The following is a 16,921-nucleotide window of genomic DNA, read 5'->3' on the forward strand; positions in this document are numbered from 1 at the left end:
TGTGCAAGGAAAAGAGGTGCTTAGCAGGTACTTCGCCTTGCTACAGAGTTGGATATTTGCGGTTCTAACGGGACAATTGAACTATGTCTGAAAAGCCCACTCTTCGCCGTTCTCTTTCGATCCGTGACCTTGTGGTTTATGGAATGCTTTTTATTGGCATTACCGCGCCTATGGGGACCTTCGGCGTTCTAGACGCCCGTTCTGATGGGGTTACTCCGCTAGTTTTTGCCGTGGCGGCACTTGGGATGGGGGCGACGGCGTATTCGTATGCGCGGATGTCGCATGTTGTTCCCAAGGCGGGCTCGGTTTATGCCTATGCGCAAGCTGGGCTAGGGAAGTTTCCGGCATTGGCATCCGGATGGATGCTTACGCTTGACTACTTATTTATTCCGGCAATGGCGGTCTTGTTCATGGGAATAGCATTCAATGCGTTATTCCCAGCAATTCCTACCTGGGGCTTTACAGTTTGCGCGGTTGTGGCCATCACCGTGATGAACCTGTTGGGGGTGCGCTTAGCTGCGAAGGTTGGAACGTGGGTGCTGGTGGTCGAAATAATCATGCTGGCAACCTTCGTGGCTTCCGCCATTTACGTCCTGTGCACTAGTGGAGCAGTGCGCAGCGTTGGCAGTCCTATTGCGGGTTTTGGTCGGTTTGATTGGTCTGGAATGTTTGGGGCCGCTACGGTGGCGGCCTTGGCGTTCTTGGGCTTTGATGCGATTGCCTCTTTTGCGGAAGAAACTACCGGAGATACTAAGGACGTCGGTAAGGCATTGGGGGTGTGTCTAATTGTTGCTGCTGCATTATTTATTCTGCAGACCTATTTGGCGTCTTTGCTTAGCCCCTACAGTCCTGAATTCCTAAGGAGCCATCCGGAGGTACAGGGGACTGCTTTCTACGACATGCTGGATAGGCAGATAGGAACATGGCTGCATCTGCCCATCACCCTTATGAGGGCGGTTGGTCCGATTTTCTCAGCATTTGTCGCCCAGGCTGCGGCGTCTCGTCTTCTTTACGCAATGGGACGTGGGGGAGACTTGCCTACATTTCTTGGCGAGGTAGAACAGAAGGAACGAGTGCCTAAGAATGCAACGTTGTTGTCTGCGGGCGTGACGTTGGTGGTTTCGACGCTTGCTGCTTTGTCGCCTTCAGGCTTGGAAACGCTTTCAACCATGGTTACAGTTGGTGCTCTGGTTGCCTTCCTGTTCCTTCACGCTTCTGTGATTGGTTACTATGCTTTTTCGAAGGGCGAGGGCGTTCGCGCAGCAGTGATACCGGTGCTGGGGATGGCAGTTGTTCTTGTTCTTTTGATCGATGCTTCGCACACTGCACTGTTGATCGCCGCCGGATGGGCAGTACTGGGCCTACTGGCGCGGGCTGGGCGCGGCCTATTTCACAAGAAGAGTTAGTGCGGTAGCCCGCGGCAGCTCTTCTAATCGGGCGTCGCGTATTTCTGGCAGGGTTCGGGATAGCTCTAAGACCTCGTCTATGGTCAGATCTTTGCCTTCTTCGAGGAGGGCAGTAGCAAGTAGTCCACGATATTTCTTTGCCATGTGTGAGATAACTTTTTCGCGGCCATCTCGCAGCGCGCGTACTCCCACGCTGAAGAGGTTGTGGTCTGGGCCTGGCCATACTTTTGCATATGCGGCAGATCTGCAGTCTATGACGGTCTGTGAGCCGATTTGTGCATTCATGAGGTTCGCCAAGTGGTCGCGCCAAAATGAACCTAGGCTACCTAGGGTTGGCAGCTTTGTGTTTATCGAGAGGCGGTAAGCGGGGATGGCACTGAAGAGGTCGACTATGCCGAACAGTGCCGATTGGACATAAAGACCCACCTGGCTCTGGGGGCCGACATTGGCTGCTGCCTGAGCAAGATTTCCGGCTTCATACAAGACACCGGAATAGACAGTATAGGCCGGACCCGTCGCTGCTGTTCTTAGTTTGGTATTAGCTCCGACCGCGCTGGCAGCGCGGGGACCAACCCCCAACACTTCCAGCGCGTCCGGGCGCGCACTGGTTTCTATTAGTTCTGCTAGAACCTGCTCCCTAGCAGCCCTCAACTCTCTATTGAAGGGAGAGATCCTATCTAGGTCGAAGTCGGCCCCAGTGGGGGAGCTTTTGCCTTCTGAGGAAGGGAGCAGAACGATCATGTTTTGATTCTAGCTACGCTTACCGTCCAGGTTGAGGTCTTCACCGCGAAGTAGTTTTCCTGAGGCGCCGCTACCGAAGCGCTCGAGGGCGAGTCGGCCCACTAGCTGCTGATTGGTGGTAGTGCGCGACGAACGACCATTGGAGAGGAACGAGATGAGCCAGTGCAGCAAAGTTCCCACTCGCGCCTTAAACCCGGCGATGTAGAGCAAGTGCAGGAAGCACCAGGAGAGCCACGCTGGGAATCCGTGGAACTTGACTTTCCCGATGGATGCTACGGCACTAAATTTTGCGATGGTAGCCATTGAACCTTTGTCCCAATACTCAAATGGGGTTGGTTCGCCACCGGAGAGCTTGGTGATTATAGCTTTGGCGACGTACCGACCGGACTGAATCGCACCTTGTGCCACTCCGGGAACGCCTTCGCGAGACATGAGGTCTCCGACCACATAAATATCTTCGAAACCAGGCACTTGTAGACGGTCGTTTACCTTTACGCGTCCTGCGCGGTCCAGTTCTACACCAGTCGCTTCTGCTAGTTTCTGGCCGAGTGGAGAGCCCTTGACGCCAGCTGCCCAAACTTTGCAGATGGATTCTATAACTTCGGTGTTGCCGTCTTTGTCTTTGATGGTTACCGAGTCTGCATCGACATCGGTAACCATTTGGTTCATACGTATTTCGACGCCAAGTTTCTCTAGCTCTTTACGGGTTACGCCTCCCAGTTTCTCTCCGAATGCGGGCAGCGGGGTGGGCGCGCCGTCCACTAGGACAACGCGCGCATTTTCCGGATTTACTTTCCGGAATTCGTTCTTGAGGGTCCTAGATGCGAGTTCGCGAATCTGGCCAGCCATCTCTACGCCGGTGGCACCAGCGCCAACGACTACGAAAGTAAGTAGTCTACGTCGCTTTACCGGATCTTCCTCCAGTTCAGCGCGTTCGAATGCTCCGAAGATTCGGGCGCGCAGCTCCAGTGCATCATCGATTGTTTTCATACCCGGAGCGAACTTAGCAAATTGGTCGTTGCCGAAGTATGACTGACCAGCACCAGTTGCTACAACTAAATAGTCATAGTCGGTGTGGTAACGGTTTGAGTGGTTTCGCCAAATTACGGTTTTTGATTTCGCGTCGATGTCTTCGACTAATCCGAGCAATACGCGCACATTCTTTTGGCGCCGCAGAATCTCGCGAGTTGAAGGGGCAATGTGCCCAGGGGACAAGATGCCGGTTGCAACCTGGTAAAGCAGAGGTTGAAATAGGTGATGGCTGGTCTTGTCGATCAGTGTGATAGCTACGTCTTCTTTAGCGAGGGCTTTCGCCGCGAATAGGCCTCCGAATCCGGAACCGACAATGACAACGTGAGCTTTTGCCACGGGAACTCCTTTTATGGACTTATCAACATGCTACTTTTGGGCTGTAAGCACTCGCAGCGGTTTGATTGTGCCAGCTCGAGTAGGATTAATGCAAGGTGTAAGTATGTATATTTCTCGACCGGAACTAGCTATTGACCTGCAAGGCCACCGCGGTTGCGTGCAAGATGTAATTAAGGTAATGGAATTCCTATATCCATATAAACTCAAAGAAGAGTGGGACAAGGTGGGCCTTATCCTGGGGGATCCGGACTGGCCGGTCCGAAAAATTCTACTTGCAGTCGATCCTGTGCCGATAGTTGTCAAAGAGGCGATCGATCTCGAGGTGGATATGGTGATCACCCACCATCCGCTGTACTTGCGCGGCACGTCTTTCCTAGCAACGACAGATTATAAAGGTAAGGCTGTAACTGATCTACTAATGAATAGAATAGCGTTGGCTAACGCCCACACTAATGCTGATTCTGCGTCGCGGGGCGTGGCGTATGCGCTCGCCGCGGCTTTTGGCTTGAGGGAGACGAGGCCGCTCGCGCCTTCGAAGGATGATCCCACTCTTGGGCTTGGCCGAGTTGGCAGGTTGCCTGAGCCGGTAGAGCTTGCCCAGCTCGCGCGCGAAGCTGCACGGGTGTTGCCGGTGGGCAGCTCCGGAATCCTAATGTCCGGTGATCCGGCTACAAGAATCGAAACCTTTGCTGTCTCAGGGGGCGCGGGCGACTCCCTACTTGAAGCGGCAGCGCGCTCTGGCGCGCAGGCTTATCTGACAGCGGATTTGCGGCACCATCCAAGCTCCGAACATATTGAGGACGGCGGCTGTGCTTTACTTTGCGGATCGCATTACGCGACTGAATTTCCATGGCTGCCAATAGCTGCGAAGGACATTTCCGGTGAACTCGCAAAGGTAGGACTTGGTATACAGGTATATGTATCCCGTACCATTACAGATCCATGGGTCGAGTATTTTCCAGCAGAATAGAGGGGAACAATGAAGGTAGCGGCATCGGAGCAGATTAAGCTTGTAGACGTTCAAGAAATAGATCAGAAGCTCGCGAAATTGCGGCATCAGAAGAAAACTCTCCCGGAGCTGGAACAGATTCAGAAGTTGAGGGAGGAGCGGCGATCCCTGGTAGAGGCGCAAGTATCTGTAAAGACGCGTACGCATGATGCACAACGGCGCCAACGTGATGCTGAAGTAGACGTAGAGAAGGTAGTCTCCAGGCAGAATTTGCAGCAATCTCGCCTAGATTCAGGCGAGGCATCGCATAAGGAATTGTCCTCATTGCAGGGGGAGCTAAATCAGCTCGCGAGAAGGCGCGCAGAGTTGGAAGCCATCGCTCTCGAGGCCATGGAGCAGGCCGAACAGTTGCAACAGCAGGTGGATAATTCTACCGCCAAGATTACCCAGCTAGATGAACGGATTCAGGAATTTGAGCAGAAGGTCGGCGAATCTGGCCTCGACCTGGACGAGCAGATTGGCAATCTAGAGGACAAGCGCGAGGAACTGATCAGCAACATTGATCCTGATTTGGTTGCCGAATATGAACGGATTCGTGAACGCACCGGTGGTGTTGGAATAGTTTGTGTTCGGGGCCGCAATGTGGTTGATTCTCATATCGATTTCGCGCCGGCAGAGTGGGAAGAAATTCGTTCAGCTTCTCCGGACGAGCTGATCTATTCCGAGGAGTACGAATACCTTATTGTCAGGTTGCCGCAGCTCTGACTTTGCCAGGGGCTTGCATGCGCGTAAACTGTGTGGACGAGCCGGCCGGACGGTCGCGGCGTGAGTCGAGGAAAGTCCGGGCTCCACAGGACAGGGTGGTGGCTAACGGCCACCCGGGGTAACCCGCGGGCTAGTGCCACAGAAAAAATACCGCCTATAGACAACGTCTAGTAGGTAAGGGTGAAAAGGCGAGGTAAGAGCTCACCGCGCGGCAGGTGACTGAAGCGGCATGGTAAACCCCACCCGGAGCAAGACCAAGTAGCAAGGAAGGTGGTCCGCTTACCCTTGCAGGTAGGTTGCTAGATCCTGTCGGCAACGACAGGGGTAGATGGATGGCCGTCGCCTCTCAATGAGGTACAGAACCCGGCTTATAGGCCGGCTCAAAAATATGGGTTGTGGGGAACCTGCAGGTTCCCCACAACCCATATTTTTATTTGTCTTTTGCAGCTAGGATCGCTGCGCCGACTATTCCAGCAGTATTACGTAGCTCGGCCGGTTTTATGGGAGTCTTCAAATCCAGTTTCGGAAGGAACTTCTCGTGATGTCGTGATACTCCGCCGCCCACAACGAAAAGGTCAGGGGTGAAGAGCATCTGCAAAGTGGAGTAGTACTTCTGTAACCGTTTTGCCCATTTATCCCAAGAAAGCTTTTTCTTTTCGCGTACTGAGGCAGCAGCCTTTTGCTCAGCATCATGACCATCAATTTCGATATGCCCGAGCTCGGTGTTCGGCACTAGCACTCCGTCTACTACTAGGGCAGAACCGATGCCGGTGCCTAGAGTGGTCACAATTACAACACCATGATTATCTTTTGCGGCACCGTATGCGACCTCGGCGTAGCCAGCGGCATCCGCATCATTTACTGATCTCACCTTATAGCCGGTGTACTTCTCGATTGCGTCGCAGACATTTACACCTACCCACGACTGGTCAAGATTTGCCATAAACATGACCGTGCCGTGGCGCTGTGGTGCCGGTAAGGCAACCCCAATCGGGGTGCCCTCCGGTACTTCGCACTTGCGAATTAGCTCGCCTATTACTTCCGCTACTGCTTTTGGCGTCGCGGGAATCGGAGTCTTAATCTTCTGGCGTTCCTGGGCTAACTCGCCGGTTTCTAGGTCTACCAAAGCTCCTTTGATGCCGGAACCGCCTACGTCAACTCCGAATGCAAGCGCCATTGATTGCCCTTTCTAGTTCTGCGTCGGCAAGGTCAGGATCTCGGCCCCGTCCTCAGTCACAACGATCGTGTGCTCAAACTGTGCGGTGCGGGAACGATCAGCTGTAACAACTGTCCAGTCGTCGTCCCATTGTTTCCAATCAATACTACCCAAAGTGAGCATGGGTTCGATGGTGAACACCATCCCTACTTCCATCACTTCGTTAGCGCCCGGCGAAGCATCGTAGTGGGGGACGATTAGTCCTGAATGGAATGCTTCCCCAACTCCGTGGCCGGTATAGTCGCGAACTACTCCGTAATCGAAGCGCTTAGCGTAAGACTCAATTACCCTTCCAATGACGTTGATTTCGCGTCCCGGCTTTACGGCCTTTATGCCGCGCATCATTGCTTTTTCTGTGCGCTCGATTAGTAGCCTAGACTCCTCGTCTACATTACCTACCTCGACCATTGCACAGGTATCGCCGTGGACTCCGTTCTTGTAGGCGGTGACATCGAGGTTCACGATGTCGCCATCTTCGAGTGGGCGATCATCCGGAATGCCGTGGCAAATTACCTCATTTACTGAAGTGCAAATAGATTTGGGGAATCCCATGTAACCCAGGCAGGACGGGTAGGCATCGTGGTCGATAATGTATTGGTGGGCTATTTTATCTAGCTCATCTGTAGTAACACCGGGGGCAACGGCCTTGGCTGCTTCGGCGAGCGCATCGGCAGCGATGCGTCCTGCAATTCGAATCTTCTCTACGGTCTCTGGATCCTTGGTGTCAGAGGCAGTTACGACCTCTGGGCCATCATGGAACATGTACTCAGGGCGTTCAATGTGTCCGGGTACTGCGAGCCTCGGAGAAAGCTGGCCCGCCTTGGTGTTTCCTAAGGGTGCACGGTTAGCAAGATTATTCATGCTCCCATTCTAAAGCCCCATAGGGGCGGACTGAATTCATAAGCAGGCCCCTGTCGCGGTAACCTTGGTGTGCAAAGGAACTTGGTGGAGGAAAAGTTTTTATGACTAGCCAGCTCACCCCATTAGATGGGCCAGGTATTGAGGCTGCGGTTAAGGAAGCACTGGAAGCTTTCGCAGCAGCTACTGATCTAGAAGAATTGAAGGCTCTGAAGGCGCAACATATTGGCGATGGTTCTCCAATCGCGTCGGCCAATCGCATGATGCGAGAGGTGCCGAAGGAGCAAAAGGCCGAGGCGGGAAAGCGCATGGGTGCAGCCCGTGGCGCCGTGCAAAGTGCATTTGCTAAGAGGAATGAAGAACTTGCGCGGGAGGCTGAAGAGCGTGCACTCGCACAGGAAGTAGTGGATGTTACGGTGCCTACCGACCGTTCACTAACGGGAGCCCGTCACCCACTAGAAACGCTCATGGAACAAATATCCGACTTCTTCGTCTCGATGGGGTGGGATATTGCAGATGGTCCTGAAATTGAGCACGAATGGTTCAATTTTGACGCGCTCAACTTCGATATTGATCATCCGGCCCGGCAGATGCAGGATACTTTTTACGTCGATGGGACCTCTATTGGCGGACAATCTGTGCGCGAGGGAAACCTAGTCATGCGTACTCATACTTCCCCGGTGCAAGCTCGAGTGCTTCTCGATAAAGAGCCGCCCGTTTACGTTGCCTGCCCAGGCAAGGTCTTCCGATCCGATGAGCTGGATGCTACTCACACGCCAGTGTTCCACCAGGTTGAAGGTTTGGCAGTTGACAAGGGCATCACTATGGCTCATCTGAAGGGGACGTTGGACCACTTTGCCAAGACGATGTTCGGCCCGGAGGCAAAGACTCGGTTGCGTCCCTCATACTTCCCATTTACCGAGCCAAGTGCCGAAATGGACCTGTGGTTCCCGCAGAAGAAGGGGGGCGCCGGCTGGATCGAGTGGGGCGGTTGTGGCATGGTCAATCCCAATGTCTTACGCGCCTGCGGTATCGATCCCGACGTCTATACGGGATTCGCATTCGGCATGGGAATTGAGCGTACATTGATGCTGCAGCATGGAATTGCTGACATGCATGACATTGTCGAGGGCGACGTCCGTTTCTCGAGTCAATTTGGTACTACCGGAAGGGGCAATTGATGCCGTACGTAACTTTGGATTGGCTTGGCGAGCACACCAAGATCGCCGAAGGAACAGATGCAGCTCAACTTGCAGCTGATCTGGTGAAGGTGGGTATCGAAGAAGAAGAGATCCATGCCTCGCAGGTGCAGGGTCCGCTGGTAGTGGGCAAGGTGCTGACTCAGGAGCCAAAGGAACAGAAGAACGGCAAGGTTATCAACTACTGCCGTGTAGACGTCGGGGTACACAACGACGCTCCCGGTGAGGGCAAAGAACCGTCGGATCTGCCTTCGCGGGGGATCATCTGCGGCGCGCATAACTTTGGTCCGGGTGACCTGGTTGCTGTTGTGTTGCCTGGAGCGGTCCTTCCGGGTCCATTTTCTATTAGCTCTAGGAAGACTTACGGACACATCTCTGACGGCATGATCTGCTCTGAGCGCGAGCTGGGGCTTTCGAATGAACATAATGGCATTCTGGTGCTTACAGAACGCTATTCTCCGGAGCAGATACCTGAGCCAGGCGAGTCGTTAATGGATCTGTTTGGCTTCGGCGAAGAGATCTTGGAAGTGAACGTCACCCCTGATAGGGGCTATTGTTTCTCGATGCGTGGTCTTGCCAGGGAATACTCTCATTCCACAGGGCAGCCGTTTGAGGACCCAGGTATTGCTCCCGTGCCGGAGGCTGATGGTAAGGGATTCAGCGTAAAGATCTCGGACCAGAACCCCATTCGCGGGAACATTGGTTGCGATCGTTTCGTAACGCGCGTGGTGCGTGGCGTCGATCCGCAGGCAAAGACTCCTGAGTGGATGGTTCATCGTCTAGAGGTAGCTGGGATGCGCTCGCTTTCTTTGCCCGTAGACGTCACTAACTACGTGATGATGGATCTTGGACAGCCAATGCACGCATACGATCTGTCTAAGGTAGACGAGGCTTTGCACGTGCGTCGCGCTAAGGCAGGCGAGAGCCTAACTACTCTTGACGAGGTAAAGCGCGAATTGGATCCCGAAGACCTACTTATCTGTGACGGTGCGCAGGGAAACCGAGTGCTTGCCATTGCAGGTGTGATGGGTGGTGCGGATACCGAGGTCGAGGAGGGCACCACCGATGTGTTGCTCGAAGCAGCCCACTTTGACGCAGTGTCTATTGCGCGCTCCTCGCGGCGGCACAAGCTACCTACCGAAGCCGCAAAACGCTTCGAGCGCGGGGTGGACCCACAGCTGCAGGCGGTAGCCGCTCAGCGCGCGGTTGATCTGTTGGTCGAGTACGGTCACGGAGAAGCAGACAGTCATATTACTGATCTGAACAACGTTCCTGAGCCGACCCCGATTGCTATGGGCCAGTCGTATCCTTCCAGGCTCACGGGCGTCGATTACGGTGTTGGCCGAATAACTGAGCTGCTCGAGATGATTGGTGCGCAGGTAGATCAGGATGGGGACCAGCTTCGTGTTACTGCGCCGTCGTGGCGTCCCGATCTTACCGGGCCGGCGGATTTGGTAGAAGAGATCGCTCGTTTGGATGGCTACGACAAGATTGAGTCGATTGTGCCGCATGCTCCGGCAGGAACTGGCCTTTCTTTCTCTCAGGCTGTCCGTCGCGATGTGCAAAACGGTCTCGCTGCTTCTGGTCTTACCCAGGTGCTGTCGTACCCGTTCGTAGGGGATGCTTTTGATAGGCAGCGCCTAGAGGAGCAGGATTCGCGCAGGGATGCGGTGAAGCTTGCTAACCCGCTGGCCGCTGATCATCCTTATCTGCGTACTTCAATTCTCGATTCGCTCCTGCCTGTGGCGGAACTGAATATCGCCCGTGGCACTGAATCTCTAGCAATCTTCGAGGTAGGAAAGGTCTACTTCGCTAAGGGAACTGTGCCTGCGTCACTGCCAAGGGCAGATAAAAGGCCGGATGAGCAAACCATTGCCGCCCTACACAAGGGGGTACCGAGCCAGCCGCAGCACGTCGGGATAATTCTTGCCGGTCAGGCAGGGCCAACCGGTGTTCTCGGGAGCGTCCGTAATTTTGACTGGGCAGATGGAATTGAGCTGGCGCGCAGTATTTGCCGCATTGCCGGGGTGCAAATGGACGTTGAGGCACTCGCCGAATTGCCCGAACCGTTCCATCCAGGCCGAGTCGCACGGCTGAGTGTAGAAGGTAAGGAAATTGGTCGAGCAGGTGAATTGCACCCGCAGGTAGTGACTGAGTATCACTTGCCTGCCCGCGCAGTTGCTTGTGAGCTAGACCTGTCGGCTGTTTTGCAGAAGGCTTCGCAAGAGCCTAAGCAGGTTAAAGCTGTCTCTACCTTCCCGCCTTCGAAGGAAGATATTGCGCTCGTAGTGGATGAATCTCTTCCTGCCGAGGACGTAGCACAGCTCATTCGTACTTTGCTTGGTGATGTTTGTGAAGAAGTACGCCTCTTCGATATTTACCGTGGTGCGAACATTGGGGAAGGGAAGAAGTCGCTTGCCTTCTCGATGAAGATGCGCGCTGCGGATCGCACGCTGACAGCGGAAGAAACAGCTTCTTTGCGTAAGCGAATAGTGAAGAAGGCTGGCAAGAAGTTTGGAGCTGAGCTTCGTAGCTAGTTTGCTTAGGTAAGAGGACCCAAGAGCAAGATTCCGCGCCCCGGCTGGGGGCGCGGAATTTCATTTATTGGGACTTTTTATTACGCAATATCGAAACTTTGGAGCGATACTTAACGCATGAAGACGTTAGTAGCAGTTGCGACAAAACATGGTTCCACAGGTGAAATCGGTGACGTCATCGTCGATGAGCTGCGAAACGCAGGTCACGAGGCAAAACGGGTTGATCCAGGTAAAGTCCGCGACCTATCCGGCATTGACGCCGTAGTCTTGGGTAGTGCGGTATACATGACTCAGTGGCTCGAAGGGGCAGGTGATTTTGCAAAGAAGTTCGGTGAAGAGCTTCGCACATTGCCTATGTGGGCATTCTCGGTCGGTCTTTCGGGGGTTCCTAAGGGCAATGTCCAAGATCCCTCCAGGGTAGGGCCAGTTCTTCTGTCTATGGAACCGATCGATTATGTCACCTTCAAGGGCAAGTTGGATCCCACTGTGCTGAATTTGCGTGAACGTACCGTTGCCCGTCTTGGCGGTGCTTTAGAGGGCGATTTCCGCGAGTGGGAACGCATCCGCAAGTGGGCTCAGCAGGTGGCTTCTAAGCTTGATGAGCTCGAAGCCAAGAAGAATTAGCAGTTAGTAATACTCGAAGGTGGGCGGCTTTGGCCGTCCACCTTGGTTTAACCTCATTGTCATGATTATGCGTAATAATGTATAGTTATGCGCACAGTCTTTCTGAAGGAGATACGCGAATGGGACAGGTTAGGCCAGGAACTAAAGCTGCGCGTAGGGCAGCGATTGCCGAGATCTTTGCATCGGAAACTATTGGATCTCAATCTGAGCTCCGTGATGCTCTAGGGGCCCGTGGAATCACTACTACTCAGGCAACCTTGTCTCGAGACCTGGTCGAGATGCATGCGACAAAGGTTCGTAACGAATCGGGGGACTATGTTTACGGTCTCTCGACTACCCGGGTTGTGCCTGGAGAGGTATCTACAGAATCGGGTGAAGTGAGGCTCCGACGATGGAGCCAAGACCTAGTGGTGGCAGCTACGGCCGTGGCCCATCAGGTGGTTCTTAGGACGCCTGCTGGTGCTGCCCAGCTGCTTGCTTCTGCCATCGATGGGGCGATGCTTGAAGGCGTGGTGGGCTGTGTTGCGGGCGATGACACCGTCCTCATCATCTGTGTCGATCCGGAGCAAGCCGAAGAAGTGACCCAATATCTAATGAATTTCGCAGAGTCGCGTGGAACTGAAAATTGAGGGGGAGTATGAGATGTCAAAGAAAAGGATTGTATTAGCCTATTCCGGTGGCCTAGATACCTCGGTAGCGATCGGCTGGATTGGTGAACAAACTGGAGCCGAGGTTATTGCCGTTGCAGTCGATGTCGGCCAGGGCGGGGAAGACCTCGAGGTAATCAGACAGAGGGCGTTGGATTGCGGAGCGGTGGAAGCTTACGTCGCTGATGCTAAAGAAGAATTTGCTTCCGAATACTGCATGCCTGCTCTGCAGGCAAACGCGTTGTACCAAGATAAATATCCGCTGGTGTCGGCCATTTCTAGGCCGCTAATTGTGAAGCATCTTGTTCGTGCAGCTAGGCAGTTTGGCGCTGACACGATGGCGCATGGGTGCACCGGCAAGGGAAATGACCAGGTTAGGTTTGAGGTCTCCTTTACCTCTATGGCTCCCGATCTCAGTTGTATCTCTCCGGTGCGGGATCTAGCACTGACGCGGGACGTGGCGATTGAATATGGCCAGGAGCACCAGCTGCCCATTGAAACAACGAAACACAATCCGTTCTCAATCGATCAAAACGTGTGGGGCAGGGCTGTAGAGACAGGATTTTTGGAGGATCTGTGGAACGCGCCCACTAAAGATGTTTATACCTACACGGATGATCCCACTTACCCGCCGCTTCCCGACGAGTTAGTCATCTCATTCGAGAAGGGAATTCCCGTTGCTATTGACGGAAATCTAATGAATCCGCTTCAGATTATTCAGGAATTGAATACCAGGGCGGGAGCCCAGGGGATAGGTCGAATCGATATTGTCGAGGACCGCCTGGTGGGCATCAAGTCCAGAGAGATTTACGAGGCTCCCGGTGCGATCGCGCTGATCGAAGCTCACAGAGAACTAGAGAATGTCACCATCGAGCGCGAGCAGGCGCGATTCAAGAGACAGGTGGATCGGCGCTGGGCAGAGCTGGTCTATGACGCCCAGTGGTTTAGTCCGTTAAAGAAATCTTTGGATGCTTTTATCAAAGACACGCAAACCTATGTGACTGGGGATATTCGCCTACAACTACATGGGGGTAGGGCTACTGTGACTGGGCGTCGTTCGGAGTCTTCGCTCTACGATTTCAATCTGGCAACTTACGAGACTGGGGATACGTTTGACCAGTCCTATGCTAAGGGGTTCATTGAAATCTACGGGTTGCCGGCGAAGCTAGCTGCGGCTCGTGACGTGAAGTTTGGGCACGGCGTGGATTTCGGTATAGGCAATTTGTAGGGTGCATCGATGCAAGAAAAGAAGATAAGTCTATGGGGAGGTAGATTTTCGGGTCAGCCTTCTGAGGCACTGGACGCATTGTCTCGATCTACGCATTTTGACTGGCGGTTGGCACCTTACGACATTGCTGGCTCACTTGCGCATGCGAGGGAACTACACCGAGTAGGACTCTTGACTGACTTAGAACACTCCCAGATGGAAGAAGCTCTTTTGACATTGCGAGAGCGGGTTCTAGCTGGCACCTTTGTTCCGCTGGCGTCGGACGAGGACGTGCATACCGCCCTCGAGAGGGGGCTCCTTGAGATTGCGGGCGATGAGCTCGGTGGGAAACTGCGTGCTGGTAGATCCAGAAATGACCAGATTGCTACTCTGATCCGAATGTATCTGCGTGAGCAGGCAACACATCTTCACGGACGGGTGCTGGATCTCGTGGACTCGCTAATTGAGCAGGCCGAGCGTGTTGGGGACGCGATTATGCCGGGGCGCACTCACATGCAACATGCTCAACCCGTATTGGTAGCCCACCAATTGCTAGCCCATGTCTGGCCGTTGCTGCGTGATCTGGGCCGATTCCGAGACTGGGATAGCCGAGCGCAATATTCTCCGTACGGGGGAGGGGCGCTTGCAGGCAATACCTTGGGACTGGATGCTTCGAATATTGCAGATGAACTCGGGTTTGCTGCTCCTTGCAAGAATTCCATAGACGGTACAGCTAGCCGCGATGTCGTCTCGGAGTTCTCTTTTATCTGCGCGCAGATAGGTATTGATCTATCACGCCTGGCAGAAGAGATAATTACTTGGAATACCGTGGAGTTCGGATATGTCACGCTTGCTGACTCGTTCTCTACTGGATCCTCGATTATGCCGCAGAAGAAGAATCCTGACGTAGCTGAGCTTGCTCGCGGGAAGGCAGGCAGACTTATTGGGGATTTGCAGACCTTGCTGGTTGTATTGAAAGGAATTCCCCTGGCTTACGACCGGGATCTGCAAGAGGACAAAGAACCGGTATTCGACCAGATAGACACGTTGGATGTCCTGTTGCCAGCTATGGCTGGAATGGTTAGGACGATGACTCTTCATACTGATCGAATGGGCTACCTGGCTCCGCGGGGTTTTTCGCTGGCGACAGATGTCGCTGAATGGCTGGTGCGCCAAGGTATGGCCTTTAGGAACGCGCATTCCATTTCGGGGCGATGCGTTGCACTTGCTGATGCAACCGGCCGTGAGCTGTGGGAGCTGACGGATAAGGAATTCCAGACTATTTCTCCTGCTTTGACACCCGAGCTAAGGGCTGTACTCAGCGCGAAAGGCTCGGTGACCTCTCGTAATGGGGTGGGTGGTACAGCACCTTGTCGAGTTGCAGAACAGTTGCTTGAGGCAAAGCAACTGGCAAAGTGTTTTCGGGCCGAATAGCGAATATCTTTGCTGTGGAGTTGGCATTTAGCTACTTCTATGCGAGAAACTACTAAGAGAATAAGAAACCATTTTCTGGAAGGAATGACAGTGACGGATATTATCGACGAGCTGCAATGGCGTGGTCTCATCGCCCAGCACACGGATTTAGAAGAACTGCGCAAGACCCTGGCGCAGGGACCTGTCACTTTCTATTGTGGTTTCGATCCTACTGCTGCATCGCTCCACCACGGGCATCTGGTGCAGGTGCTTATGATGCGTCATTTGCAAAATGCCGGGCATAAGCCGATTGCACTTGTCGGGGGAGCGACCGGACTCATTGGCGATCCTAGAATGAAGGGCGAGCGTACTCTCCAGTCACGCGAGGTCGTGGAAGGTTGGGTAGAGCGGTTGCGCGGTCAGATCGCTCACTTCCTGTCTTTCGAGGGCGACAATGCGGCAGTCATGGTGAATAACCTTGATTGGACCAGTGAGCTCTCGGCGATCGATCTGCTAAGAGACCTGGGGAAGAATTTCCGCATGGGGGCCATGCTCTCGAAGGATGCGGTAGCGAGGCGCTTAAAGTCCGAAGAAGGTATTTCCTACACGGAGTTCTCCTACCAGATTTTGCAGGCGAATGACTTCTTGCAGCTGTTTGAGCGCTACGGCTGCACCCTGGAGACTGGTGGCAACGACCAGTGGGGTAATTTGGTCGGTGGCATGGACCTGATCCGTAAGGTGAAGGGCGAATCCGTACACGTTATGACTACGCCGCTCATTACTAAGGCGGATGGAACGAAGTTTGGCAAATCTGAGGGCGGGGCTATTTGGCTAGATCCCGAAATGATGTCACCCTACGCCTTCTATCAGTTCTGGCTTACTGCCGAGGACGCAGACGTAATTCGTTTCTTGAAGGTGTTTACATTCAAGTCTCGCGAGGAAATTGAAGAGCTAGAGAAGCTGACTGCGGAGAAGCCTCAATTGCGGGCGGCCCAAAAGGAGCTTGCAGAATCCGTAACCCGACTTGTCCATGGCGATGAAGTAACGGATCAGGTTCTTGCTGCTACTGAAGCTCTGTGGGGTAAGGGCGATCTGGCATCGATCGATGCGTCGACTCTAGCTTCGGCTACAGAGTCCCTTCCGGCAACTGAACTTGAAGTAGGCACCTCCACAATTGTCGATCTTCTAGTTGGTACAGGATTAGAGAAGGGGAAGGGAGCCGCCCGGAGGACGATCAAGTCCGGTGGCGCTTACCTGAATAATCAGAAGGTAGAGGACGTCGATTATGTGATCGCCGAAACAGATCTGCTATCTGGCGGAAAGGTGCTAGTGCGCAAGGGGAAGCGAAATCTGGCTGTAGCGACGGCAGAATAGAGTATTACCCCAGTTCAGGCGCGGTGTGTTCAGGCTCACCGTGCCTGAATTTTGTATTCTGGGGTAGTAGCTGCTTATAGTATTACCCGTTGCGGTTCGCCGCGACGGACAAGGGAATAAATCTTCTGCGAGAATCTACTTGACAAGCTTCAGGGAATTCTTCTAGGATAGATGCCCGTGCTGCGGAACTGCAGCGTCCCAACTTCTAATTCTAGAGGTTCGTGGTGTGGTTGTTTTTGTTCTCGATAGTGTGTTTTTGTTTTTGCTCTTTTTGTGTGTGGGCTTTGCGCAACTGTTTTGGTTGTGTTTGGTCTTTTTTGTTTTTTTGGTTGGGATTGCCCTTTTTTGGGGTGTTTTCTGAATGTTTTTGTTTGGAGAGTTTGATCCTGGCTCAGGACGAACGCTGACGGCGTGCTTAACACATGCAAGTCGAACGGGATCCATTAGCGCTTTTGTGTTTTTGGTGAGAGTGGCGAACGGGTGAGTAACACGTGAGTAACCTGCCCTTTTCTTTGGGATAAGCCTGGGAAACTGGGTCTAATACTGGATGTTCCGGCTTCCTCGCATGGGGTTGTTGGGAAAGGTTTTTTCTGGATTGGGATGGGCTCGCGGCTTAT

The 16,921-nt window shown here is 53.5% G+C and carries 14 protein-coding genes, 1 rRNA gene and 1 other RNA gene (1 of these 16 only partly in view); 12 read left to right on the forward strand and 4 right to left on the reverse strand.

The window, feature by feature from the left end:
• Positions 1–83 precede the first annotated feature (83 nt).
• Positions 84–1,406 carry an APC family permease gene (locus AC1EKG_RS04400; protein WP_004806315.1) on the forward strand — a complete coding sequence of 441 codons (1,323 nt, stop codon included), beginning with the start codon at positions 84–86 and terminating at the stop codon, positions 1,404–1,406.
• Here AC1EKG_RS04400 and AC1EKG_RS04405 read toward each other — a convergent pair.
• Entirely contained in the window at positions 1,386–2,147 is a 762-nt protein-coding gene (locus AC1EKG_RS04405) for a YaaA family protein (RefSeq protein ID WP_004806317.1), read from the reverse strand. The two genes, AC1EKG_RS04400 and AC1EKG_RS04405, sit on opposite strands and share 21 nt — an antisense overlap.
• A 9-nt stretch (positions 2,148–2,156) precedes the next feature.
• A complete protein-coding gene (locus AC1EKG_RS04410) occupies positions 2,157–3,515 on the reverse strand; it encodes an NAD(P)/FAD-dependent oxidoreductase (protein ID WP_004806320.1) in 1,359 nt (452 codons plus the stop codon).
• A gap of 103 nt (positions 3,516–3,618) precedes the next feature.
• On the opposite strand from AC1EKG_RS04410, the gene AC1EKG_RS04415 reads away from it, so the two are divergent.
• From AC1EKG_RS04415 to rnpB, 3 genes are all read left to right on the forward strand, one after another.
• Complete coding sequence (locus AC1EKG_RS04415; RefSeq protein WP_065420872.1) at positions 3,619–4,485, forward strand: Nif3-like dinuclear metal center hexameric protein; 867 nt, start codon at positions 3,619–3,621, stop codon at positions 4,483–4,485.
• 9 nt (positions 4,486–4,494) lie between these two features.
• A complete protein-coding gene (locus AC1EKG_RS04420; protein ID WP_004806325.1) occupies positions 4,495–5,229 on the forward strand; it encodes a zinc ribbon domain-containing protein in 735 nt (244 codons plus the stop codon).
• Between the two features lie 37 nt (positions 5,230–5,266).
• Positions 5,267–5,616, forward strand: an RNA gene (gene rnpB, locus AC1EKG_RS04425) — RNase P RNA component class A.
• A 43-nt stretch (positions 5,617–5,659) separates the two neighbouring features.
• Here rnpB and ppgK read toward each other — a convergent pair.
• Together ppgK and map are read right to left on the reverse strand one after the other, a co-directional pair.
• Positions 5,660–6,406, reverse strand: coding sequence for a polyphosphate--glucose phosphotransferase (gene ppgK / locus AC1EKG_RS04430; RefSeq protein WP_004806327.1), 747 nt, complete (start codon positions 6,404–6,406; stop codon positions 5,660–5,662).
• Positions 6,407–6,418: 12 nt separating this feature from the next.
• Positions 6,419–7,306, reverse strand: a complete 888-nt coding sequence (map, locus tag AC1EKG_RS04435; protein WP_004806328.1) for a type I methionyl aminopeptidase — start codon at positions 7,304–7,306, stop codon at positions 6,419–6,421.
• Positions 7,307–7,407: 101 nt separating this feature from the next.
• On the opposite strand from map, the gene pheS reads away from it, so the two are divergent.
• The 8 genes from pheS to AC1EKG_RS04475 form a co-directional block, all read left to right on the forward strand.
• The gene (gene pheS, locus AC1EKG_RS04440; RefSeq protein WP_004806330.1) at positions 7,408–8,484 is read left to right on the forward strand and encodes a phenylalanine--tRNA ligase subunit alpha; all 1,077 of its coding nucleotides are present in this window, start codon (positions 7,408–7,410) and stop codon (positions 8,482–8,484) included.
• On the forward strand, positions 8,484–11,039 hold the full coding sequence (gene pheT, locus AC1EKG_RS04445; protein ID WP_004806332.1) for a phenylalanine--tRNA ligase subunit beta: 2,556 nt from the start codon (positions 8,484–8,486) through the stop codon (positions 11,037–11,039). The genes pheS and pheT overlap by 1 nt, the downstream gene beginning before the upstream one ends.
• A gap of 117 nt (positions 11,040–11,156) precedes the next feature.
• On the forward strand, positions 11,157–11,663 hold the full coding sequence (locus AC1EKG_RS04450; RefSeq protein ID WP_004806334.1) for a flavodoxin domain-containing protein: 507 nt from the start codon (positions 11,157–11,159) through the stop codon (positions 11,661–11,663).
• A 119-nt stretch (positions 11,664–11,782) separates the two neighbouring features.
• Entirely contained in the window at positions 11,783–12,292 is a 510-nt protein-coding gene (locus AC1EKG_RS04455) for an arginine repressor (RefSeq protein ID WP_004806336.1), read from the forward strand.
• Between the two features lie 13 nt (positions 12,293–12,305).
• Positions 12,306–13,538: an argininosuccinate synthase gene (locus tag AC1EKG_RS04460; RefSeq protein WP_040315060.1), complete on the forward strand. Its 1,233-nt coding sequence runs from the start codon at positions 12,306–12,308 to the stop codon at positions 13,536–13,538.
• Positions 13,539–13,547: 9 nt separating this feature from the next.
• On the forward strand, positions 13,548–14,951 hold the full coding sequence (argH, locus tag AC1EKG_RS04465) for an argininosuccinate lyase (RefSeq protein WP_004806340.1): 1,404 nt from the start codon (positions 13,548–13,550) through the stop codon (positions 14,949–14,951).
• Positions 14,952–15,041: 90 nt separating this feature from the next.
• Positions 15,042–16,304 (forward strand): tyrosine--tRNA ligase, encoded by a 1,263-nt coding sequence (gene tyrS / locus AC1EKG_RS04470; protein ID WP_004806341.1) that lies wholly within the window; start codon positions 15,042–15,044, stop codon positions 16,302–16,304.
• Between the two features lie 368 nt (positions 16,305–16,672).
• Positions 16,673–16,921, forward strand: a 16S ribosomal RNA gene (locus tag AC1EKG_RS04475) (it continues 1,292 nt past the right edge of the window).

Source organism: Winkia sp. C0117E2, from assembly GCF_056590455.1.